We start from the raw sequence: 24840 nt of genomic DNA on the forward strand, positions 1-24840 counted from the left end.
AATTTAAGTCTAGTTTAAGATAGATTGCATTTTAATTGTCATTAAAAAAAATAAATGTCTTCGCCTAGATTTCAAAATCCTGTGTCTTTAAGTGCTATCGAAGCATTACCTACCCCTCTTCGCATAGAGGAACTTCCCGACACTCCAGAACCGGAACAAGTATTCATTGTTTGTGGAGAGACTGAGGAAGATGAACTAAGGGCTTTTGCTCGTAATTCAGGCTGTGTCGATGAGGAATATTGGCTTATCGGTCCGGTAAAAAAATTCGATCAAGATATCTTAGATATTGCTTACATTACCCAAGCCCTGCAGAAAAAACTATTAACCCCGATAAAAAAAGGCAGTGGAACAACGACCAATGCTGAAATTTGGGAATCGCAGTATCTCAATGCTGAAGCTCGGGCTACCCCGATAACTGAATTCGCCGTGGCGGGCAGCACCGTCATCGAACTTCTGGGTCCTGATAATCGTGTTCTCATCTTAAAAGACGGCGGTGCTCAGGCATTATGTGTTCCCAAAATTCTCGAACAATTAGATCTTAAGCCTTCCGATTTTGACGGTCGAAGCATCTCTTCGACGGAACAATGGGATGAGAAGGTACGTCTTGTTGTTGATGCTATCTATATCCATGAAACTCCTGAGGAAAGAAGATCGCTCTATGCAATGAATTACGCGCTATTAAAGAAGAAAATCAAAGAGGATTTCAAGCTAGATGTCAGAGGAAAAGGCTCTGACTATACACACATTGCCTTTGAGGGTGTAGACCAGGTCAATAAGGATAAGCGTGGCCAATTTTGTTTATTTTCCTATTCGAACATACAAATAAGGGTTGTCGGTAGTTCTGTCACTAAAGCGGCTGACAAGTTACAAATAAAAATTATCTGTGAAGGAGGCGCCCACCCTGCCCAAGCCCTTATCCACAAATCATTAAAAATTACTCATACCAAGTCTCCTGAAGAGAAAGACTATCGCGGTGCTCTGGTATACAGTTCAAATCTAGTACAGGAAAGTATCTGCCCTAATGCCACGGTTTTTTCCAAGCATCTGAAGGTATTCCAGTCCTTCTGGAAAACGTGCTTATGGAATATGCCCTATCCTGCTGAAACAGTGATCTATCTCATTGGGAATATTTCAAGTTCGCATAATAGCTCGCCTCTATTTGCTAAAGTGGGAATGTTATTAAAATTAGAATCTGAATCGCCTGAAGAGCTGACAGAACCATTTTTACAGGTTTGGAAAAAAACTTTTATCAAATCGAAAGAGCATTTGTATGGAATTGCGAAAGATATTTGTTTGGGAAGAATTGACAGTGAAGTATCTGCAGTACATTTGAAGGCTGTATTGGGAGTATTAGGAGTACTTCATTTAGGGATGCCTTGCCATCAGAAGACGGGAGCAGGGGCAAATGTGGTATATACGGAAGTGGAGAAGAAGCCTACAGTGCGCTATTTGCTGTGTAATAATACTTACCTGCATATTCCGCTAGAATTAGAGAAGTCTATCCAAACGATAGAGGCACTATACATCAAGTGCAAGCAGGACAATGACCTAAGCAAGTTTAATGCACTATCACAGTTATTCATAGGACATTTTGATGCTGAGAATTATTCAGGACGCGGTAAGTCATCCTTAAGCAAGTATGCGCCCCTTAAACCTGAAGAATTCGCCCTCTTACGGACTCAGCTTGAAACTTTTCTTTCTTCTGAAAATCTTTTTCTTTGCCAAATAGCATTTGCTATTACAGCCGTTTTTGCTCTGCATGAAAATACTTCAGCAGGGAAATTTTTTATAGAAAAGGCGTTCCCTTGGCTTAGTAAAGATACATTTATTCGATGCTTAATGGAGAAACTATTGTGCATGAATGCACTTCCTGCCTGGGAGAAGGAAGTGGAGGCTTTTTGTAAAAATGCAAAATGGGGATCAGCCCTTGCTGCAGCAGATAACTCAGAATTCCATTCCAAAGCTATCTCATTCGCAAGCGAAGATGAAATTGAAGAAGTGTTCAATATCCTGGTACAAACAGCACCGGAAGAAGCCGTACGATTTTTAAAATTAACCTCGAAAGACCCTGAGAAGACAGAATTGGTAAAAAAACTAGTTTCATTGTCTATCGAGAAACTTCCTCTCACCACAGCTTCTACAGATTTTCCCTTTTTTTCATCTTATTTAGATGATTTACAGCTTCTCTCATTTGTAGATCAAAAACCGGAACTCTTACACGAGGTTTTTTCACATCGCAAAAGTTATACTATAGGCTTACCGGTGCTTCTAAAACTAGCCAAGAATGCACTTCTTGTTCCTAGTATTGATAAGTTGGCGGTCATAAACAGTTTTGATATCGCCTTATTAAAAGATGAAAAACTCTGGGCCGCCTATTGTAGCGAACTGCTACATCCTATTATCTTTGAATTGCTTTCAAGCAACATTCCTCAAAAGATCCAGGAAGGGAAAAAATTAAAGAAGAGCATTTCAGAAGGAAATTCTCCCCCTCTAGAAGTTGAAAAAACTCTCATAGACTTTAGGCTATTCTGTATTGAAAACTACCTAACTGCAGGGGATCTAATTTCCGCCATAAAGGGTTTATCCAAGCTAGCTGGAATCTTGATGAATCCTACTTCCTCTGCCTGCTATGAGAGGTATTTAAAAGAAGCCATTGTACAAACATTGCACTCGGAAAATGTATTTTTACAAAGGGTGCTGCTTACGCTGATAGTAGAATTAGATGGGAAAATAAAAGAGAAGGCTATCGATTGGGTTTGGGATAGCTTAGATAAAACGTTTTTCAAAGAAACAAAGGTTAAGACATGGAGCTCAGACCACATTGCTCAAGCTCATTTTTGTGCTGAGATCGCTGTATTATGGCTGAGAAATCATCCTGAAATCCCAGATCCGGTTATTAATTATACTTTTGTTAAAATACAGACAATCTGCGAGGCATTTGGAAAAGCGCCCCAATTTAAAAGCGAATTATGCGCAAACTTTCTGCAGGCTTTCCTAACACACACACAATTAGAAAATAAACCTTTAAAGCTTCATTTGGATGTGCCCAAAAAGGAAATAGTACTTAAGGTACTCTTGAAAAACCATTGGGATATTGCCGCAAGCTTGCTTATAAAGCTCACCCCCCTGAAAGACTTTAGTCCTGTGATTTCTCAGCTGGCTTTTAAACTAGCGCGTAGATGGGCGAACCTGCCTAAGGCTTCTGTGTACCTGTTGTATGCATTACAGTGGATATCTGCAGAAAATGCCCCTGCTCAATTAGGTATGAACTGTTGGCTTAAATGTGCAACTCGTTGGCTTAATGCTGCGCATAAGAATAAAGTTTCAAAAGAACATTGTGAAAGAGTCGTTCTGAGTATTTTAAAAGGAGTTGCTGCTTCAGCCAACAAAGAGGAAAAACAAATTGGATTAGCTACGTCAGTCATTGTGGGTGAAAATCTTAAGCATATCAGAGAGGTAAATCTCAAAAAGCTATCTCCGAACCATTTTGTCCCTTTCGCCGCAGCGCTGAAAAACCAACTAATAAATGGACGTAGACGGAAAGCCTTTTTTTCCTATTTAAAGTGTGTGCATATGCTAAAGGGAAATATTTTTTCTTTTCCGGCAAACTTGAAACAGTTGAATGTGGATCTAGAAAGAAGTCCGTACTCGTTTATGGTGGTTGATAGCTTTGAAAAGGCTTTGGAGGAATGTCACAAGCCTCTTCAACTCAATGAGGTGGCCGAGAAAGCCCCCGACTATTTGAAATCATCCTCGAATGTAGAGTTTCTATTAGAGGTATTTTACTTTTCATGGCATAGAAAGCACTTTTCCCAAGCTTTCCTATTTTTGGATCTTGTTATTGCTCTAAGTATAGCGCCAGGTTTTGCAGCTTCGAATAAGTTCAAACAGGATTTGTTTGAAGTCATCGGACTATTTGACAGCAGCCAATATAGCCATACTATCAGGCTCTTGACGCTTTTAAAAAGTTGGTTTAATCACCCTCATCTCGAGTTAATCATCCAAGAAAATTTTGACGCAGCACTTAATGCCGGCAAAGTAGGCGAAATACAGGCGTTATTTGAACTGAAAAGTGATTCGCAGAACTTCAAGAAATGGGTAGATCATTGTCTAGAAAACTTTACAAAAGAGAATTTTGATTTGTTAAGTAAGCAAATGCCAGCATTTGCTGAGCATGTTTCCCTTCAACACTGGACAAAACTATGGTGTAAGCTCATCGAGAGAAAAAAAATCCAGGGGTTTGTAGAAGGTTTCATAACGTTCTCAAAGAAATTCCCTTTAGATTTAAATGAGGATAAAATCCTAGCGGCTTATGCTCCTGCGCTTGAATATATTTTCTTCCAAAGCAAGGATAACTTTGAGAAATTTTTACAGATCCATCCTGAAGCCATAGAACTTTCTTTTAATGAATCACTTTCTAAAAATTTACGTTTAATATTGATTGAACATGCCTTCAGAAATCCTACAGATTTCAATTTGTATTTAACAAGGCTCTGGAACCTCTATGTAATAATTCAAACGAATAAAACAACAATCATTAATTACATCGAGGATTTGTTTCATCCTGCCCTGGAATTGGGCAGCCAAGATTTTTCAAACAGCCTATTTGCTACCCTATGTTCCCATCTCAACGATGATAATGTAGGGCCGCTTCCCCACAAATGTGCACAATTACTTTCATCTATAAACAAGTGGCCCGAAAATTTCCAAAGTTCCCTTTACCGTCTTTTACAGGCATTAAATCGTTTTGTGATAGCAGACTCGACCTATCAATTGCCTGCTTTGAGATGGCTTCTACGTTTTGAACAGTCGGAGATGTTATCTCAGGAAACCTTCTTGATACTTCATCGTTGTGTGCCAATTTGGGAAAGTCTTAGCTTGATCATAAGAGATGAGCAGACAAAAGTTTTGGCTCTCATAAATCACTGCACAAAGAAAGCGGAAAACTTCGTACCTCTGATCCAAATACTAAATCGATGTTTTAAAGAAGGGTTACTTCCTAATGAAAATGCTCAGAGTCTTATTTTTGACCTATTGCAAAGTGCTAGTGAAAATAGCACTTATACATTTGAAGAGAAGATCACCGCCTTATCCTGTTCATCTAATGCTCTACTGCATCATCCTGAATTAGCCGATTGCTATGTTAGAAGGGGATTAGGGTGGTTGGTCAATGTATGTGAATTGAAACAGCCCTCGGCATCTTTCTGTACTTTATATGCCCTATTGTATACTTCATTTGAAAACTCCTTATGGGAGCATATTCTCTTCGAAGAAGTATTAGAAAAGTTATATGAGAAATTGAATCTCCCTGAAAATTCAGACGATGATAGGGATAAGTCTATTGAATGTATACAAGAGGTTTTTTGCTTTCACCTTGCTAGAATTAGCAGCATATCTGCTTCTGACAACAGCTGGCTAAAGCATGCCATAGAAATTTATATTATCAAATTAGTTAAACTACACGAAAAATTCAGTTTAAGAAATATTTCATCCTTTATCAACTCGCTCTCAGGATTTAAGTTATATTCTCCTGATGAACTCAAAAAAGCTTTATCAGCCTTCCATCTTGTATTTGATCGCTTCGCCTGGAATAAAAATAAGCTAGAGACTATAGAAGAGGATCCTGTTGATCAAGGAATAAACTATCTTGCAGATGTGATATGTCTTAGATATACGACTGAAGCTCCTATCTTCTTTGACACACTTTTTCACGGGGTCTATATCCTGGATTTATATGGAAAAAACCCTGATAAACTTTGTTCTTTCTATAAGAAAATTATATCTTCTTTCCATTCTTTAGAGCTTCTTTCCTCTTTCATCGAACACTTAACTCCACAGGGACATGTTTTTGGAAAGGGTTTTACTGAATTTAGTTGTTTAAGAGCACTTGACGTACATTTGAATGTTTTCGAAAAATTTAGCGATCATGTGAATTCTGTGCAGGAAATAGATGCAAAGGGGATTCTGAGTCTTTTCACTACTCTTGCAGGTTATTTCACTAAAATATTGAGTTTGAAATTAAGTATCACTCATCCGGAGATTGATACATCGATTTTATGGAAAAATTATTTAGCAATAACAAAACACTTTTTGGATGTCCTTTCAGCCCTTATTAAAAGAGACACAGATTCTACCTTACGTTCTAAGGTCAGCTATGAAATCTCTGAATTATGCATCATGCCGGTACTTAGGACAATTTCAAATAGCAATGGAATAGAGGAATCAAAGGAGCAGCTTAGAAATGTATTTGTGAGCTTATATGAGATGGGATTGTATTCAATTTTAGAAATGGAAATTAGCACAATATTATCACCTCAGTCACATCTTTCTTGCAGGCCTTTTTTTGAATCTCCACTATCCGCACTTTTCTATTTGCCACAGTCTATGCCAGTGCATATTGCCAAAGCAGTTTTAACTTTCCAGGACCAGGCTTCAGCAATTACACAAGCACTGAAAAGAAATGAACCTCTGTGTGGACCGGAGCTTCCTTTTGAACAAACCCTAAAGTTTGTAAACTACCTATTTACCTTGGCCTTAGAACGAGATAGCTTAGATGACACTAGCGCTCGAGCAGTCATTCACTATGTTCAAATATTGCTTACGAGACTGGATGCAGAACATCAATTACGTCTTATAAAAGAGATTTTTCCTTTCATTTATGAAAATAAAAACCATCTTTTCATAGCATACTCTGAACAGCTTCTATTGGAAATATTAAGCCTTTGCTTAGGCTTGAACTCTCCTCAAAACACAATACAAGAATTATTAGGGATAATTCTTATCAATTTAGAGATCAAAAATACCGATAGGATGAGGCAATTAGAAAGTTTACTTGTAAGGGCTTTAATTCATATTTATTCCGGGGAGAAAGAATTATCTCCACACAAGTCTTTGCCCTTGGTTATAACTTCTTTTTTAGATGCTCATTGGGATTTGGAGGAATTTTCACAAAACCTATTGCTGCTCTATCTCATACCACTATTGGATCGGGAAGAACAGCAAAGACAATGCCAGCAAGGCCTTTCTTCTGCCATAGCCGTCCGCGATCCTTTCAATGGGATGTTACTTATCGCTCGTTTTGCAGAGATGGACGTTATTCTTCCTGAAGATCATGTCACAGCAATATTTGAAATTCTTATCTATCAGTTTTGGGCCAAAAATGTTTCCTCAGATCTATTTACTCAGGTGTTAAGAGATATTTTTAATTCGATTGAGGTAGAGCATCACCGAAAAATATTGAATTGCATCCCTGTGGATATATGCAGGCACTATTACTATGCACTTAAGGGTCTTTCAAATGAGAACAACGCTATCAGAGATCTCTTAGCTAAATTTGAAGAATACATTATTTTAAAAGAGCTCACCGGCATTAAAGCCCTAAGAAAAACTTGTACTAACCCTTCTAACGATGTCGCCTTAGAATATTTAGACATCCTCATTGAATGTACGGATTTCGTAGCAGAATCTACAAGTAGCACTGTTGAGCTTTTAGCAGGGTCTTTGCTGAGAGAGTTTATTACATGGAACTTTGAACCAAGAACTTTAGATAATATACTGAATTGGTTTTGTGCTGATTCACCGAATTTTGTCTTGGAACTATTCGATGAAGATTCTTTGAATATCCTTGTGAAACTTATTAAGCAGAGGATTGCGAAATTACATCACGATAATGAAATGGATATTGATGATTTCATCACCGTAATAAATGAGAAATGGCAGACCCCCCAGAGCTTTTTATTTATTGGCGATTCAGCCTTAGTATCCTCTCTCTCTGTTATTGCGCAAGAATTAATCGTTCATGGATTTGTTAAAGAAGCATTCAGTATATGTAGAGACTTGATTGAAGCGTTTGATGAGTTGTCCCCGGTATTAATGAACAACCTTCTTTTTAATTTATCGGCAAAGGCAGTGGAAATTTATTCCACACCTGATCGGGGGCTTGAATTTTTAACAATAATTGCTTTTGTTGAAGATTTTCATCCCCAAAATCTGAGGGAAATCATTGATTTTCTTTGGAGTAGGGCCAGTATTTCTACTGATTGTTCGAATGCATGCATGATGGGGATAGCTTTTCAATCCGATGAAGTATTTAGAAATCAGTTTCCAGCTCAAGAATATGTGAAAAGGTTTATACTTGAATATTCTCAGAACGAAGATATGCTTTGCGATGCGGCTGAGTTGATCGAGCTATATGAGATTTCTGATGAGAAAATTTGGCTCCAACTTTTCGGATTTGGGGCTTTGGCAAAGAAAAAATCAAATATCGAAGCTTTAAGGAGTTTGATTCTTTTTGCCGAAAATTCCTCCCACATTTCGCTTCCACCCTATACTTATGCAGACTGTCTTATTGCTCTGCTGTTTGCGTCTAGCGAAGCTAAATACCCATTGAAATGGAGCTGTACGTATTTAGAATATGCAACGAAATTCTGCAAACTTGACATTGACATTTCACGGAAACAACATCTTCTGGTCTATTTACTTTATAATTCCACTTTTGCAGTGGAGACTCCTTCAAACAATCTTGTGCAATTTTTCGCGGTGAGGAATTCAATTCATGAACTTAAATTGCATGGCGGGGCAGGAGACTTAGCAACTGTAGACAAGTTTTTAATGAGACAAGCTCTTTCACCGGGCCATAATCAAGAGGTTCTTACCTCAGCTTTTTCATTTTTGAACCTAAAACAAATGGAAGGAGAGAATGCTGACAATATCATCAACTGGTACATTCTACTGATTATACGTTTAAAAGAAGTTTTAAAAGAGGAAGAACAACTCTCACCGGCATTGTCAACAGCCTATCGATTTCTAGTAGGATATTTAAAACGCCATATGTCTCTTTCAAAAGCCATATCTTTAGCCCACCAATTTGCAAAACTTCTTCGTGCCGACTTTAATGACGATGTGGTTATTTTCGTTACGCATGCTGCGCAATGTGGTGCAACAAAAGAGACCTTTACACCTGATATAAGACAGCAATTCTTCGAGATGATGTGGTCAGCGGTAAGGTTCTGCAATATCTCATTCATGGGAATAATGAATATAGCTTTTAAAAATGGATTGATCATAGAAGAAAATCTTTTATTGCTTCAACATGAGTGTCTCCGTCTGAATGTTCTTTCTAATAAGCTGCCGGATTGGGAGAGAGGTCTAATATTAGTAGACAGGCTTGATAAGTTCACTCCTTTCTACTTTTCGGTTGCAAAAACCCTAATCCATTTCATCGCTAAGAATCTATTGAAAACCCAGGACAGAAAGCAATGCAAACGTATGTTGGAAAGAGTTTTAACTGCTTTCGAAGAGAAGTTTAAATTTTTAAATTTTGATTGCCCTTTACCCTTTCCTGAATTAATTGAGGGGGTTTGTTGGAATAGGAGCAGGACTTTTTCTATCAATCTTCTTTTTCTAAATGAATTACTGCATTTGAATGTCCAGAATTATAATGAGCGTAAATTTATCCTAGGTGAAATTCATGCTCAGGTTGAAGGAATGATCAAAATACCTTTGGAAGATGCAGCAACCGGAAAGATGCTTACAGCATTAATAAACAGCCCCATAGCGCATGAAGAGAGTTTGTTTGAAGAGCACCTGAACTGGTTTTATAAAACAGTTCTTTGTGACGGTCTGATGAGAAATTACCTATCTGAGGATGTCCGTTATTGGTTGACTATGCTTTCAATCCAAAACAAGCTGCCTTATAGGTATACTGTGTTTTCCCTAGAGGATTACAAAAAAGTAACACATTTTTTGACGCACCCTGCAAAACTTTGCCTAGTCAAATATTACCTAAAATTGACTGCAAAGCTGATTAAAACCACGAAGATTTTAGAAGACGATGTCCGCTTATATTTTATCACTCCTCTTCTACAAACCGCTGTTAATTGGCAAGGTTTAACTTCTATCACGGCTAATTGCTTAAAACAGGTGATGAAGCTAATCGTTAGAAAGATCAAAAGTGAACCTGCTTCTCCTGAAACGATAAAAGTAATCAGAGAATACATGGAGCTGCTTTTCATGTATTCTCAGAAACCTGCTTATATAGGTCATCTAAAAAATAATAAGTTTGCTCTCCCTAAGTTTATCGTTAACCTTCTCTCAAATCCCCATGTATTTGATTCTTATCAGATGGAGTTAAAAACCTACTATTCGCACATGGATGTATTTATGCCTTTCATCATGGAAATGTTAAATTCAACTACAGAATCCAAAGATCAGCCTATCGTTGTCTACTATTTGAGTGAATTTACAATGTCCATCATTAAAGAAACGTGTGTTTTTGATGCCGTACAGAGGAAAATACGTGCAGAGATGCTTAAAACTTGGCTGATAAAAATAGCGCAAACATCTCAGGGTAAGAGCTTCGCTCGGGATTGTTTCGCCGTATCGAAAGTATTTAGTTGCTTCAAAGGTGAATTCGGAATGATACAAGAAATATTTCAAGCTCTAGAATAGAAAAGAGCGGCTAGTAAGCCGCTCTTATTTATTGGTCATTGACAAGGCTAGCCAGGGAATGCGGCGACAAGTCGCCACAAACCTATACTAAGATAAGCTTATTTCTTATCGTCGTCGATGATCTCTACTTCAGCATCCTGAATGTCATCATCGCTGCCAGGCTGCTGTTGTTGATGATGTCCACCGCCATGGGACTGTGGTCCTCCTTCATGTGCTGCAGATCCTTGAGGCCCTGCTCCAGGTCCAGGCTGCCCTGCACCGGATGCTTTCGACATCGCTTCACCGATACGCTGCATATGTTGTTCCAACGCATCTTTCGCTGTACGTACTTTAGCGACATCTTTTGTCACTAAGGCATCTTCTACAGCTTTGATGTGCGCTTCGACATCATCCACAACTTCTTTTGGAAGTTTGTCTTTATAGTCGTTCAAGGCTTTTTTAGCGCGGAAGACTAAGGAGTCCGCTTCATTGAGGACCTCTACTTCGTCTTTACGGCGACGGTCTTCTTCCTGATGGTCTTCAGCGTCTCTAACCATGCGCTTGATATCATCTTCGCTTAAGCCGGACTGTGCTTCGATACGGATTTTCTGTTCTTTGCCGGATGCTATATCGCGAGCGGAAACATGCAAGATACCGTCTGCATCGATATCGAAAGCAACTTCAATTTGCGGCGTTCCGCGTGGAGCGGGGGGGATATCGCTCAAATCAAAACGTCCGATCTCTTTGTTGTCGTTTGCCATCTTTCTCTCACCTTGCAATACACGGATCGTTACCGCGGGCTGGTTATCAGCTGCTGTGGAGAAGACTTGTTTCTTTTGCGTCGGAATAGTGGTATTTCTTTCGACGAGAGGTGTTAACACACCGCCTAAAGTTTCAATACCCAAAGTTAAAGGTGTTACGTCCAAGAGGAGAACGTCTTTAACTGAACCGGTCAATACGCCGCCTTGGATAGCAGCTCCGATAGCAACCACTTCGTCAGGGTTAACGCCTTTATGGCCTTCCTTACCGAAGATTGTCTTCACGATTTCCTGAACAGCAGGCATACGCGACATACCGCCCACAAGGATGATCTCGCTGATATCTGATGCATTCAGACCGGAGTCCTTCAAGCATTTTAAGCAAGGTTCGCGCGTGCGGTCGATAAGGTTAGCTGTCAAGCTTTCTAGCTTACTGCGTGTCAGCGTCAAAGCCAAGTGCTTTGGACCTGTGGAATCCATTGTGATAAATGGCTGGTTGATCTCTGTCTGCTGAGTACCGGAAAGCTCAATTTTAGCTTTTTCGGCAGCATCGCGCAGACGCTGCAGCGCCATTCTATCGTTATGCAGGTCAATGCCGTGCTCTTGTTTGAAAGAGTCGATCAGCCATTCAAGGATAGCATTGTCAAAGTCGTCGCCGCCCAAGTGTGTATCGCCGTTAGTTGCTAATACTTCGAAGACGCCATCTCCGATCTCTAGGATGGAGATATCAAATGTACCGCCGCCTAAGTCAAAAACAGCGATTTTTTTGTCGGCTTTGTCTTTGTCCAAGCCATAAGCTAATGCCGCAGCTGTGGGTTCAGGGATGATACGCTTGACGTCCAAACCGGCAATCTTGCCCGCATCCTTGGTTGACTGGCGCTGCGAGTCGTTGAAATACGCAGGAACAGTGATCACAGCTTCAGTCACTTTCTCACCTAGATAAGCTTCAGCAGTTTCTTTCATCTTGATCAAAATCTGCGCAGCAATCTCTTCAGGGGTATAATCTTTGCCAAAGACTTGGAATACGGCATCACCGTTAGGTCCTTTGACAACTTTATAAGGGACTATTTTAATTTCGCTCTGTACTTCTTCAAATTTGCGTCCAATGAAACGTTTTGAGGAGTAAATGGTGTTTTCGGGGTTAGTCACAGCTTGACGTTTAGCAGGGATACCAACTAAGCGTTCACGTCCACCATCTTTAAAGGCTACTACGGAAGGCGTAGTACGCGAACCTTCGGCAGAAGCGATCACTTTTGGCGTGCCGCCTTCCATGACAGCGACGCAGGAGTTGGTTGTCCCAAGGTCGATGCCTATGATTTTGCCTTTTTTGTTTTGTTGACTCATAAGGTCCTCCTGGGAATTAATTATTCTGATATTTCTTTTTCTTCTTGAGCTTTTGATACATGCACACGCGCAGGGCGGATGACTTTGCCGCTGCTGGACTTATAGCCGCGCAGGTGTTCTTTAACGACTGTTCCGGGGGGGTGATCTTCCGAAACAACTACTTCGATAGCTTCATGGAAATGAGGGTCAAAAGGATGTCCTTCGGACGCAAATGTAGATACGCCGTGGTGTGTGAGGACATCTTTGAACTGCTCTAGGATCATGTTGAATCCAATGACCCAATTCTTGACTTCTGGAGAAGCTTGCTCGGCAAATTTGAGGGCATTTTCCAACTGGTCGATAGGGTTGATAAACTCAACAATGACGTTTTGGATAGCATGCTGCAACATTTCTTGACGTTCTTTCTGCAAACGTTTACGAGAATTTTCCCCTTCGGCTAAAGCATGCAGGTACTTTTCCTTATTTTCGCGGGCTTCGTTTCTTAAACGTTCAATTTCATCGACAGAAGTAGCCTTAGGTTGGGCTACAGGTTCGACTATAGCTTCAACTTCTTCTAAAAATTCATCCGGAAGTTGGTCTTCGGGCATGCTTATCTCTTCATCCATGTTTTTAAACTCCTTGTAACTTAGGTTTTCTCTTAGCCGGTTTAGCAGCAGCGCTTTTATCTTCAATCAGCATTTTAGGTATACCGACAATTAGTTTTTGTTCGTTTCCACTGAGAGATAAAGGGCCGAGCTTTGGCTGGCGGAAAGTAATTTTAAATTTATAGACAGTGCGGGTCAGCGTATGGGTAAGATATTCTGCTGAGGTATTCAGGGTGCATAGCAGGTCGCGATAAGGCATGCGGAGAGGTCCTAAAACACCCACAGCGCCAACGACCTGATTATGGATATAGTAAGGCATCGCTATTACACTGCAAGGAGCTTCCGGGGCTCCAATAGCTTTTAGGTCATCGCCGATCCAAAAGCTGGTTTTACCGTGGCGGCATGTGTGTTGGATTAAATGACGCAAACTTTGCTCATCTTCAAAAAGGGATAAACCGGCTGCCATGATTTTAATGTCGTGATATTCCGGACTGTTGAGCAGCTGGGCAAAACCGGTCGTATAAATGTATTCGCTGCTGAAGTTGGTATAGCTCACCAGGTGGCGGACCATCAGTTCATTGTAAAATTGCTTGGCAATAGTTTCTTCGTCAGGTTCGAAGGAGACGTTGGGCTGCTGTCCGGAGATGCGGGCTTGGAAATAACTTTCTAAACGTTTCAAACTGAAAGAGGAAAGTTTACGGGGGGAATGGAGCACTTCGGTTTGTACAATGCCAAAATCGGAGATGATAACACAAAGGTATCTTTCCGCATCGATACTGACAAGTTTGATTTCGGAGATAAAGTCATGGTCGAACTTGGGAGCGGACAAGAAAACGGCACAGCCGGAAAATCCGCTTAGTATCTCGGCGGTTTTTTGCAAATGGGAAGCGATGGCGTGGGTAGAATCTTTGGAGATGGAAGAGTCATCGAAGGGGATGGATATAGCAGGGAAGCCATTAGATGTGTACTCATCTATAGAAGAGAGAGTATAGAGGCGAAAAGCTTCTGAAGTAGGAACGCGCCCACCGGAGGAGTGTTGTTGTTTGAGGAAGCCATCTTTTTCAAGGCAGGAAAAATAATTACGGATAGTCGCAGAACTAAGGTTATCAAACCCCGCACCTTTTAAGGTTTCGGAACCTACGGGCTTTCCTGTTTTAATGTAAAAATCGACTAGGCCGAGTAAAACTTGGCGCTCGCGGTCTTTCTTTGACATATTTTCCTCTGTTTCTATTTATAGAATAACAAATGACAACAATAGGGTCAATAAAATTTAGCAGTCGAAAGGTTGGAGTGCTGAGTTAATATTTTGATCGCTTCTAATCTTCTCTTACGATAAATAAATCCTTTAAGCGCCAACGATGTATACAAATGATAAGTAATATTTTTCTTCAAAAATTCCTATCACAATCCTCGATAGGGAAAAAATTTATCCTAGCCTTTATTTTCCTTCTCCTAGCGTTCATACTGCTACTCGCCTGGATTCTCTATGATTTCAATGGAAAACTTAAAGACGCCTTCCTTCAACAACATTCTGCCGAATACCATGCCCAAGCAAGGAAAATTTACGAAGGAATCAAACTGCAAAAACTAGATGAAGGGAGCGAACCTGCCACAGAAGAGTACATCGAATCCACTTTCAACCAGCTCATCGCTCTAGATAAAAAATATAAAGACGAATTAGGGACCAATCCCGAAGAATTAAGCCAAAGACGCCCCGGCGTAGGTACCCCGGAATCCCTTTTTTCACAATGGACACAAAGCACCATCACCACCGATAAAGCGACAAAACTCCAACTGTATGAAAGCATCGAACAGCAACTAGCAATGCTCATGCGCTACGTCACAAATAACGCCCCGCCAGGAACTTACAACGGCCTCTACTATTATCGTTTCCAACAACTACTAGACCCTACTACAGCCCCAGCGCAAAATGCCAAATACTGGAAAGAATTGATAGAAGATGTCCAAAATTCCGGCCTCCCCAAAATTATCCTTGCCAACCTCCCTCAAGATACCAACCCTTCAAATAAAGAAGGCATCGCCGAAGAATCTTTTTTTAGGGAGGAAATGAGCCGCCAACACCGCGAACTCATAGACCTGGGAACTGCAGAACTTTTAAGCTACCGCAGAAAACTCCTAGCCATCCTCATCTTCTGCAGCTGCACCTTCGCTGCTATGGGAATCTATTTCCTTTGGTACATCTACCGGCCCCTCATCCATATGCTGGAAACTAACCGGAAATTCACCGAAGGCGACTCTTCCGTAAGATACCGCATCGAAAGTTCCGACGAAATAGGCCTGCTCGGAGGCGTATTCAATAATCTCTATTCCCTCATCTCCGATATGGTCAAACATATCGATTCCGCCGGGAAGATGCTTAAAACATCTTCCGATGATATTCTGAAAACAGCCGAAGTACAACAGGATACCGTTGTAGAACAAGAGAAAATCACCCGTCAAATTGGAAATAAAGCCTACGATATTTCTGAGACTTCTAAAGAACTCTCAGAAACAATGACAGAGATAAGCCAGGCTTCAGAATCGGCTTCCAGCTTAGCTCAAGAAGGTAGGATTCAGCTGCAGCATCTCGAAAACATCATGCAGAAACTCGTAGGCGCTTCCAACCACCTAGTCTCCACTCTATCACACCTCAACGACCGTACCCGCGGTGTCACCTCCATCATCTCTACCATGGTCCACGTCGCCGACGAAACGAATATGCTCTCCCTCAATACCGCCCTCGAAGCCGCTAAAGCTAAACAAGTCGGCAAAGGCTTCGCCATCATCGCCAGTGAAATAAAACGCCTCGCCGAACAAACCGCCCTCGCTACCCTCAACATCGAAAGGGTCATCAAAGAAATCCTCGAAATGATGGACCATAGCCTCGACCAAGTTCAACTGATCTCTGACGAAATCCTCAATAGCGTTGATAAAGCCTCACAAGTCCAACTCCACTTCACTGAAATATTTGATAAAGTCCAATATGTCTCAGGAAAATTCAACGCCGTCGACGCCGCCATGCGTAACCAACTCCAAAGCGCCCGCGATATCGATGGCTCCATCCAACTCCTAAAACTTGTCTCACAAGACTCCATGCGCACCATCAAACAATTCCGAACATCCCTCCTCGACCTCAATAGCACCGTCTCCATACTAAAACAAGCCAAAGGCGATTTCTAGGGGGCTTTGCCCCCTAGAACCCCCACCAAAGGGCAAAGCCCTTTGGAAACCGCGTTCTCCCCTTCGGGATTTACACGTTAGATTTGGCTCGGAAGCATTAATTAATCTCTACATCAGAAATGCAAAGTAAAATGCTTCTATTAATAAAAAAAGAAAAATAGAGGTGAGATAGTCAGACTCTTGTCAATCCAATCGCGGATTCCCAAGGCTGCTAGGCCTTGGGTGGGGGTGCAGGGGGCGAAGCCCCCTGCTCAGGTTCGCAGTTTTCGTGGAGGATGACGGGGAGGACGTCGACGATGGAGGGCAGCCAGGAGAGGCCGCGTTTGTAGACGGTGTCGGCGGAGAGGAAGCAGGCGATGATGGCTTTCTTGTGGTTGGGGGGTATTTGTTCTAGGAGGGCATGGAGGTGTTTGGTGCGAAGGAGGGGTAGACAGTAGTTGAGGAAGCAGCGGATGAGGGGGTCTTCGGGGTTAGAGGGTAGGTCTATGGAGTCGAGGTATTCAAGGATTTGGTCGAAGAAGTGGTTGATACGCGCAGAGATTTCATCAGAAATGTCGGTGAGTCTGCCTCCGTTCTCATTGAAGGTGGTGAGGAGGAGGTTAGCTTCGAGACCGGCGACGAGGCGTAGGCGATGAAGGATTTCCTCTACGAGGGCGGGTTTGTTTTCGAGGAAGCCTTTATCGCCTAGGGTTAGGCCGCTGAGGACTTCGAAGGAGGAGCAGATGACGCCCGTTTTATTTGCCGAGCTGTCTTTGATGATAAGGACGCCGAGGTCTTCTAGGAAGTAGCGGGCATCGTCATCCAGGTATAAGTTGGCGCCTTCGACGATGGCTTTAGCTGTCGGTTTTCCGGAAGGGTCGAGAAATTCTGAGACGTTCGCACCGTTGAGGGTTTTGGGGCGGCCGCCGGCGGGTATGAAGACGTCGGTGGAGATCACATGGACGTTACGTCGCCATAGATGGTTCATATCGTTGCCGCTATGCCATTCCTCTACGACTTTCCCATTAATTTTTTTCCAGCAGAGAGTTTGTTGTGAGAATGTATTTTTTGAGCGGCTAGTTTCCCTATCAACCAAGAAGCCTTCTTCATGCAATTCTTCGGGTGGGTAATGGCGGATGGGTTTACCTTGTTTGAAAAGGTCGACGAGGATATCTAAGTTTAGGCCTTTAGGATCATAAATTGTTCCGGACGCGTCGGTTAAAGCAAGGATTTTGGCTGTTTTAGGGTAGTAGCGTTGTAGGTTGCATATCTCGTTGCCAGCGACGTCGCCGTCGGGACCGCCGGAGATTTTAACGGTGAAAACATTTTTGTAAGGATCTATTCCTAGCTGTTTCAGGACGTATTCGAGGTAGACATTCAGACCGAGAGAGGTAACGCCATATTCTTTGTGGTTAATCCCTAGAATAGGTTTTCCGGAGATAAAAGCGCTGCCGGGCTTGTAGTTGTGTTTCTTACTATATTCGGCTATCCATTCTATCATGCTGTCGTGCATATTTTCGTCAGGACCTAGATAGAGGTATTCCGGTTTTTGCCAGAAGTCCAATACATGTTTAGCTTTAAGTTTTCCATTGGCTTCGCAGTTGACAATAGTGATGAGAGCTTCCACAAAAGTGCGTTGGGCATGGTGGAGATATTCTAATTTTTGTTCCTTCCTGTAGTTGTCCACTTTTGCATCGATATCCTTTTTATTTAGGCCTGAAGCGCCCAGCTCTCTAGCAAGGATATCGGTTTCTAAATCCAGCTGTTCGTAAGGCTTAACAAAAATAACGGCTTTGGCACCACCTTCGGGGATATCTTTATTCTTTTTGTCTTGTGTATAGGCAAGGTTATAGCATTCGGTGAAAACCCTATTGATCTCGACGAGCATACGTTCTTTCTGCTCGGGATAGATCGTCCGGACGCCGCCGCGCGATAGGTCTTTGAAGCGGATATGGAAAGAAAAGGTGTACATCCCTTTCACGAAGATGATGGCGAAGGGAAGAACCGGGAAAAAGGCAGGGCGGTTGAAGGGGATTTCTTCGAGATAGAGGGGGTCTAATCTAAAGCTGAGGGCTGTGAAATTGGTGCGGTAAAAATTAGTTTTCAGTGTGAAATTGACGAAGTTGATACCCTGAGTGAGGACATTTTTTCTGCGGATATCGTTATCTTCATGTCCTGTGTCAATCTTAGAGATGTCGTTGACGATCCTTTTCTTCAATTTGAGGTAGGTGTCAATATTTGTGTTCCACGGATCAAATTTACTTCTGAAAGCTTCGCAGATATGTGCTGTAAGTTCGGGATGCCGGCATAGAGCTTCTACAATATTGTCTAGGGTGTATAAATTCTGGTCTATGTGGACCAGAGCCTGGTGGATAAAGGTGACGATAGTCCTAACTAGGTTGCCTTCATTCCCACTAACATACCCTGTGGAAACAAGCATTTTTTCTACAGGGTCGCCATCCTCAAAATATTTGATAGTGACGAACTCTCTTAAGAAATCATGGATATTCTCAATTTCCCAGGCAGGTTTGCCATTGCTGCCGTGCAGCCCTAGAGCCATGACAAGGATGCCATCTTTACTGAAGGAGTTAACATAGGAGGCATTAACGCGCTTTATCACAAGTTGGTGCCGATGGATAACACCGGCCATACGGTATAAGAAATTATTTTTGGGACAGTTGCGCCAGGCTAGGACTATCTGCATAGAGACAGAGCTTTTCTCTTGCCAGTCTTCATTATAACGCACCTCATATTGGCAGCTATCGCGTGTCGTAGCGCGATGGAACATATCGATGGCAAGGACTAGCCTTTCGGTGGAAAGGGAACGCAGGAAGCGGAGGCTAAAAGAATTGAATATTTGCTCGAATTCGCCATCAGTAATGCTGGAATTGCGTACGTTTACTAAGGAACGCAGATGCTCCTTAGTTTCGGGTGTATAAGGGTTGGTTTGGACTTCAGCAGAGGACTCAATAAAGTAGACAGCTGCGATACGAAGATTCGCTTTAATGCCGGGAACAGGAGGAGGGGCTTTAGAGATGTAAGACTGATAGTTTCGAATGCCGTACATAGAAAAGTTTTTGAGAATTTTCAAGTCTGCATCGGTGCTGTCCTGGCACATGACAATAGCAAAGTGGCCAAACTGGATTAGGGAAAAGTAGTCCTGTAAGTGAAATCCCATCAGTGTTCTGGCGACAACGATAAGATATTCGCGCCCGATTTCTTCATAGAGGATGGGCGGCATATTCTTTTCTAGCCAGGTGTAAAACTCTTGGAAGCGTTCGCTTTCCTTGTGGATAGTCGCATTGAGGTCATTATTGATTGAAGGCAGGTCTTTTGTGACGTTTTCCATGGGAGGTATTTGTAAATTAAATTATTTACGTGTGTTATCGCATATACGGTTGTTTTGCTACAAGGATCTCCTAGGAAATGCGCTGTGAAGAATTTGAAGAAATACAAGACCGTAGAGTAGAGAGGAAGTTTCCTGCCCTCTCTACTCTACGGTTTAAATCAAAACAATACAAACGTGCTGCGCTAGCGCAGCAGGCGTAGCGCGTTAAGTCCGACCAATACAGTGCCACCCTCATGCATGATCACCGCTGCCCAAAGGGGCACAAGGCCTGCAAGCGCAGGAATACTCGCTACAAGGATCGCTACAGTGGCAATAGTGAGATTTTGAGTCACGATACGCTTTGTCAAGCGAGACTTCCCCACCAGCCAGTCCAGCTTTTCAATGCTATCCTGCAGCAGGATGATGTCTGCAGCATCCACAGCTGTAGCGCTGCCAACTTTTCCCATGCAGATACCTACGGTAGCGCGGGCGAGGGCCGGAGCGTCATTGATGCCGTCGCCGATCATGGCAAGGCCTTCTTTCTCTGAAAGTTGTGTGACATGAAGGAGTTTGTCTTCGGGCCGTAAATCGGCGTAATACTCTTTTAGTCCGACCATCTGGGCTACTCTCTGAGCATTTGCCGCGTGATCGCCGGTAAGCATCAGCAGTTTAAGGTCGCGTTCTTTGTTGAGTGGTGCGATGGCTTCCTTCACGTGGGGGCGTAGCTCGTCGCCGAATCTAAAGAGGAAGATGCTCTTGCCGATCAGAAGGAAAGCGAGCAGCTCGCCTTGAGATTGGATTAAAGCTGCTTTTTCCTCTAAAGCCTTTGCTGTGGCGGCATCTACTTTATCCTGGATGAAGGCTAGGTTTCCAAGGTAGACAGGAAGTTTTTCATAGGTACCTTGAAGCCCATATCCTGGGATTGTTTTGAATTCTTCGATGGCGACAGTAGAGACGTTGTTTTTCTGGCTATGGTCTAAGATAGCTTTAGCTATAGGGTGGACAGCATTCCTTTCCAATGAATAGGCGACGGAGAGTGCTTTTTCGGTAGGGATATCTTCTCCGTGGAAAGCTTCCAAGCCCAGGTATTGCAATTCGCCCGTCGTTAAGGTGCCAGTCTTATCAAAAGCGATGATTTTGCAACTTGCCAGAGCGTCTAAGGTGATACCGCCTTTCAAGAGGATTCCATTACGGGCGCAAGCGCTGATGGCGCTAAGGTATGCGATAGGAATGGCTAAGATAAGGGCACACGGGGAGGCTGCAATGAGGAAGGCTAGAGCGCGATAGACAGAGCCTTCATGGCCAAGGAATTCGAGGTTGAAAATATAAGGGAAAGATAACGCAAACAGGGCGGACAGGCCGATGATCGAGAGTGCGTAGGTGCGGCTAAGAGAGTCAAACCATCTTTGGAGTCTAGGGCGGGATTCCTGCGCTTGGGTGACAAGCTTGATGATGCGTGAAAGGGTAGAGTCAGCACTGGTGTGAGTGACTTTGACCGTTAAAGCTCCTTCTAGGTTACGTGCACCTGCAGCCACTGTATCGCCGACTTTTTTCAAGACGGGGACATTTTCACCTGTAAGATGGACGAGGTTGACGGAAGATGAGCCTTCGATGACATCGCCATCTAGAGGGATGACTTCGCCCGATTTGACTAGGATAATCGTTCCGACAGTAATGTCTGAAAGAGATCTGTCTATGAGGATGCCGCCGGATTGTACGACAGTAGCTTTCGTAGGTGTGAGGCGGTGCAGGCTGCTGATTGCATTCTTAGCTTTAGAGGTCACAGCCTCTTCCATTGCTCCTGAGATGGCGAAGAGTACGAGCAATAAGGCTCCTTCCATGCCATTTCCTATGAAGATGGAGGAGAATGCCGCTAAAGTCATGAGGACGTCGATATTAATCTCAAAATCTGCCAGATCCTCTATGGACTCTATTAAGGCAGGGACTCCGGCGAGAAAATAGACGAAAACTAAGATGAGGTGTGAAAAGGGAACTAGGTTTTCGTAGAACGATAGGACAAATGAGATGAATAGGAGGATGCCGGCTATTAGGGCTGCTTTCAGGGGTAGATTATGAGACCATAAGCGTGAGGCGGGGGTGAGGAAAGGGCTGCGTGATTCAGCCATACCCATCTCAAAGAATTCATCGAATAGTATGGGTTTGATTCTGTTTTCACTAAAGGTCATAACGAGGGGCCTATGAAGTAGTTGGAGAGGAAGTGTACGCAAGCGAGGGGCAGTGCCACGATGCCTATATTCCATACGATGGCGGGAATAATGCGGTTCTTTTCATATTTTGCTGCTATGGCAGCGGCTAGTCCTGCAGTGAGTAGGGCCGCCAGGAGTGCACCCCAACTGCCTAATGCTGCTACAAAAAGGAAAATAAGCAAGATTGCTGCTGTGCTACCTAAGGCAGCACCTAAAGCTTGCTTCAGGGGATGTTCCGTATTTTCAAGGGTTAGTCCAAGCTCTTCTTCGACCATTACACGTAATAAGCGGTCTCCATCGGCCATAAGGACGTCCAAGACATCTTCAAGCAGTTTACCTTCAAACCCTTTAGCTGCATACAAGGCTCCAAGCTCTTCACGTTCTTGTTTGCGATGGTTATCTATTTCCCATTTTTCTTCTTCAACAATACGATGCAAGCGCTCCAGACGTGACCAGCCGATCCAGGCGCTTCTGCCGGCTTTCCATATGAGCCAGCTAATGCCAACAAGACCTGTAATTACCATTGTGAGGGTCGAAGAGATAGGTAGGTGATGGCAGATCTCAAATAGCATCGCCATTAAGAGCGCTGTCTCGCGTGCGGCATCGGTAAATGCAGACCAGTGTCCAGGTATCTCCAGGGCATGGCTTTCGCTTTTGGCTAGTTTTCCCCGCGCCTGGGCTTCTGCGACATGGCCTACGGCTGTCTTTCCGTCAAAATGTTCAGGGGAGTTGTGGGGATGATTGCAGCACATAATATTTCCATTTGCTTTGAGCGATACTATAGCATTTAAGGGAATATTACAAACAAGAGGCAACGTTATAGCTGCCTCTTGCGGTGTTAAGTTTGGAGTTTCTAAGGGGGAGGAGAGTAGATTTAAATGCCAGTGATTTGCTTAGCTCTATCTATTATTTCTTGGTCGGCCCATTTACAGAAGGAAAGGGAAAAAGCACAGCTTATTCTTTCTTGAATTGATGTTGGGTCAGCAGAGTTTAATTGGGATAGGATACTTGTCTTTACGGGGGTAGAAAATTGCGGTTTTGCCATCATGGAAATAATGAATTGATTGACGTTAGAGAACTTGTTTCTCCCTGCAAAGCCTTTTACTTCCTGAAGGATCTCATAATGGAGGGAAGCGGGGAGAAATCCTAACCACTCAGCTAATTCGTTGATCCCAACATTATCCTTCATTAAGTTTAATATTTGATGGACAGTTCCATTGGGTATATCTGTTGGCTCTGCTTTTGCCCACGCTTTCACAGTTTTCATATGGGATGAATATTCAGTATCCGCTGCAATCAATGACTTTGCTTCTTCCGACAGAGCAAAAGTTAAAGCTTTTTTGGGTAAATCCAGGATCTCTTTAACCGCGTTGAAATTGAAATGCAGAGTTGGAAAACTTTTCAATACTTGCATGGAGGTTTTAATAATAAGATATTGTGTTGCAGAATCTTTTTTTTCGATACATTTGGTAAAAAAATCAAAGTAGCAGTCATGTCCTTTATTAGTAAATTCATGCAATTCACGTATAAATTCTTTTTGATCTTCATCGTTTACACCTTCGAAAGTCTGCGTATAGACAATCAAGTATGTGTTAGAGTGCACACTGGGAAGTCTATTACCCTGGGAAAGTGCTTGATCAATTAGCCTATCTTTATCTTGAAATAGGGTAGTTAGTTTTGCTGGGGGTAAACTCTTAAAAGCTGTGATTAAGAGGGTTTGAGCTTCTTCATCAAATTTATGGAGCTCAAATTGGGCAGATAAAATGTTAGCAAATTCAGAACGGTCCGCTGCAGGTATCTCCGCAATCATTTTAGAGCGTTTGATTATATCTTCTAAGGAAGTATATTTAGAAAATAATAAGCCGAGAGAATGAGCGAATTCTTCATGATTGACTTCGTCAATCGTAGTTAAAACTTCTTGAACAGCGATTTTAACGAGAATATCTCTAGGAGTATCTTCTTTATCTATCATATCCTCTATAATTGTAGGCAGCTTTTCTAGGGGGAGCCTACTAAGCTTTTCTAGGACGAAATGGCGGCTTTGATGAGACTTCAATTTGTTAAAATAGGCGTTATTCATGATATTTTCTGCAAAAAAGGCTTTCACTCCAGGTTTTAGTAACCTTATAAGCTCCAAAGTCTCTGCAGCAGTTAACTCAAGATGATAATCAGACAAGTAGGGCGCATCAGAATGTTCTAAAGCCCATACTCCTAATTTCACGAAGTTTTCTTTCTCTTCTACCGGAACTTCAAGGATTTTTTTGAAAATGAATTCGCGCTCTAGAGTGTTGAATTTTTCTTTGAAGAGGGGGGCGATTAACTCCAGCAAGGCACGTCTTTCTTCGACAGGCACGTTATCAATTTTGGCTGTCAGACGCTCAAGCGCATTCGCTGCATAACCATAACGTATCTGAATGCAGTCATTTCTCATATCCGTGATGAGATGGCTATTGGGAAAGAATTGCCATAGGAAGATTTCTTTAACTAGATGGAGCTTAGTAGGAATTAAAGTCAGTTTTTGGAAAACATAGTTAAGGGAATGGTCTTTGTAATCTCGAATGCTTTGGCCCAGTGCCTGGAATTGATTTTGAATCGCGTTTCCAAGGACAGCAGCTCTTTTGGGGAGAGAGCAAATAGCTTGAACCACCGGCTGGATTCCATCACAATACATGGGCATAAAGATCCTATATGTTTCTTATTTTGTAAAAAATATTTTAAATTATTAGTATTAAGAAACTATAAAGGATAATAAAAATGTTTTTTAGTTAGTTGTTATTTCCCTCGGCGAAGATCGTATTGCTTTTGTTCCCAACGCCTATCTTCTAAGCGTCGCTCTTGGATGCGCCAATCATCCCTTTGCTGTTCTATGATTTTATTTTGTATATCCCAGGCATCCCGCTTTTGCTGCTGTACTTTGTTTTCTACACGGACACTTGCGCGCCAATCGTCATCGCCTACTGCGGCTTTTAAGGGGGACTGGGCTGCGATGACAATAAAGAATACAGACAATAGAATTTTCATTGGATTTCCTC

Annotated in this window: 11 protein-coding genes; 3 read left to right on the forward strand and 8 right to left on the reverse strand. The window is 42.4% G+C overall.

Annotated features, from left to right (window positions below; genetic code table 11):
- Window positions 1-54 precede the first annotated feature (54 nt).
- Complete coding sequence (locus WC222_04000) at window positions 55-10449, forward strand: hypothetical protein (GenBank protein MFA6915535.1); 10395 nt, start codon at window positions 55-57, stop codon at window positions 10447-10449.
- A 98-nt stretch (window positions 10450-10547) separates the two neighbouring features.
- Here WC222_04000 and dnaK read toward each other — a convergent pair whose 3' ends face one another.
- Genes dnaK through hrcA form a run of 3 tightly spaced genes read right to left on the reverse strand, consistent with a single transcriptional unit; the run spans window position 10548 to window position 14327 of the window.
- Window positions 10548-12530 (reverse strand): molecular chaperone DnaK, encoded by a 1983-nt coding sequence (gene dnaK / locus WC222_04005; GenBank protein MFA6915536.1) that lies wholly within the window; start codon window positions 12528-12530, stop codon window positions 10548-10550.
- Window positions 12531-12550: 20 nt separating this feature from the next.
- Entirely contained in the window at window positions 12551-13135 is a 585-nt protein-coding gene (locus WC222_04010) for a nucleotide exchange factor GrpE (GenBank protein ID MFA6915537.1), read from the reverse strand.
- A gap of 4 nt (window positions 13136-13139) precedes the next feature.
- Complete coding sequence (gene hrcA / locus WC222_04015) at window positions 13140-14327, reverse strand: heat-inducible transcriptional repressor HrcA (GenBank protein MFA6915538.1); 1188 nt, start codon at window positions 14325-14327, stop codon at window positions 13140-13142.
- A gap of 155 nt (window positions 14328-14482) precedes the next feature.
- On the opposite strand from hrcA, the gene WC222_04020 reads away from it, so the two are divergent.
- Window positions 14483-16294, forward strand: coding sequence for a methyl-accepting chemotaxis protein (locus WC222_04020; protein MFA6915539.1), 1812 nt, complete (start codon window positions 14483-14485; stop codon window positions 16292-16294).
- A gap of 211 nt (window positions 16295-16505) precedes the next feature.
- Here the strand turns inward: WC222_04020 and WC222_04025 are convergent, their stop codons facing one another.
- Window positions 16506-19622 (reverse strand): NAD-glutamate dehydrogenase domain-containing protein, encoded by a 3117-nt coding sequence (locus WC222_04025; protein MFA6915540.1) that lies wholly within the window; start codon window positions 19620-19622, stop codon window positions 16506-16508.
- 77 nt (window positions 19623-19699) lie between these two features.
- Between WC222_04025 and WC222_04030 the strand changes: the two genes are divergently transcribed.
- Entirely contained in the window at window positions 19700-19822 is a 123-nt protein-coding gene (locus tag WC222_04030) for a hypothetical protein (protein ID MFA6915541.1), read from the forward strand.
- Here the strand turns inward: WC222_04030 and WC222_04035 are convergent.
- The 4 genes from WC222_04035 to WC222_04050 all read right to left on the reverse strand — a co-directional run bounded on the left by WC222_04035 (window position 19805) and on the right by WC222_04050 (window position 24829).
- Window positions 19805-21787: a heavy metal translocating P-type ATPase gene (locus tag WC222_04035; protein ID MFA6915542.1), complete on the reverse strand. Its 1983-nt coding sequence runs from the start codon at window positions 21785-21787 to the stop codon at window positions 19805-19807. The genes WC222_04030 and WC222_04035 overlap by 18 nt on opposite strands.
- Complete coding sequence (locus WC222_04040; protein MFA6915543.1) at window positions 21784-22560, reverse strand: VIT1/CCC1 transporter family protein; 777 nt, start codon at window positions 22558-22560, stop codon at window positions 21784-21786. Before WC222_04040 ends, WC222_04035 begins: the two co-directional genes overlap by 4 nt.
- Before the next feature lie 122 nt (window positions 22561-22682).
- Window positions 22683-24485, reverse strand: coding sequence for a hypothetical protein (locus tag WC222_04045; protein MFA6915544.1), 1803 nt, complete (start codon window positions 24483-24485; stop codon window positions 22683-22685).
- Window positions 24486-24580: 95 nt separating this feature from the next.
- The gene (locus WC222_04050) at window positions 24581-24829 is read right to left on the reverse strand and encodes a hypothetical protein (GenBank protein ID MFA6915545.1); all 249 of its coding nucleotides are present in this window, start codon (window positions 24827-24829) and stop codon (window positions 24581-24583) included.
- Window positions 24830-24840 lie beyond the last annotated feature (11 nt).

It is taken from the genome of Parachlamydiales bacterium, from assembly GCA_041671045.1.
Classification (GTDB): Bacteria; Chlamydiota; Chlamydiia; order Chlamydiales; family JABDDJ01; genus JABDDJ01.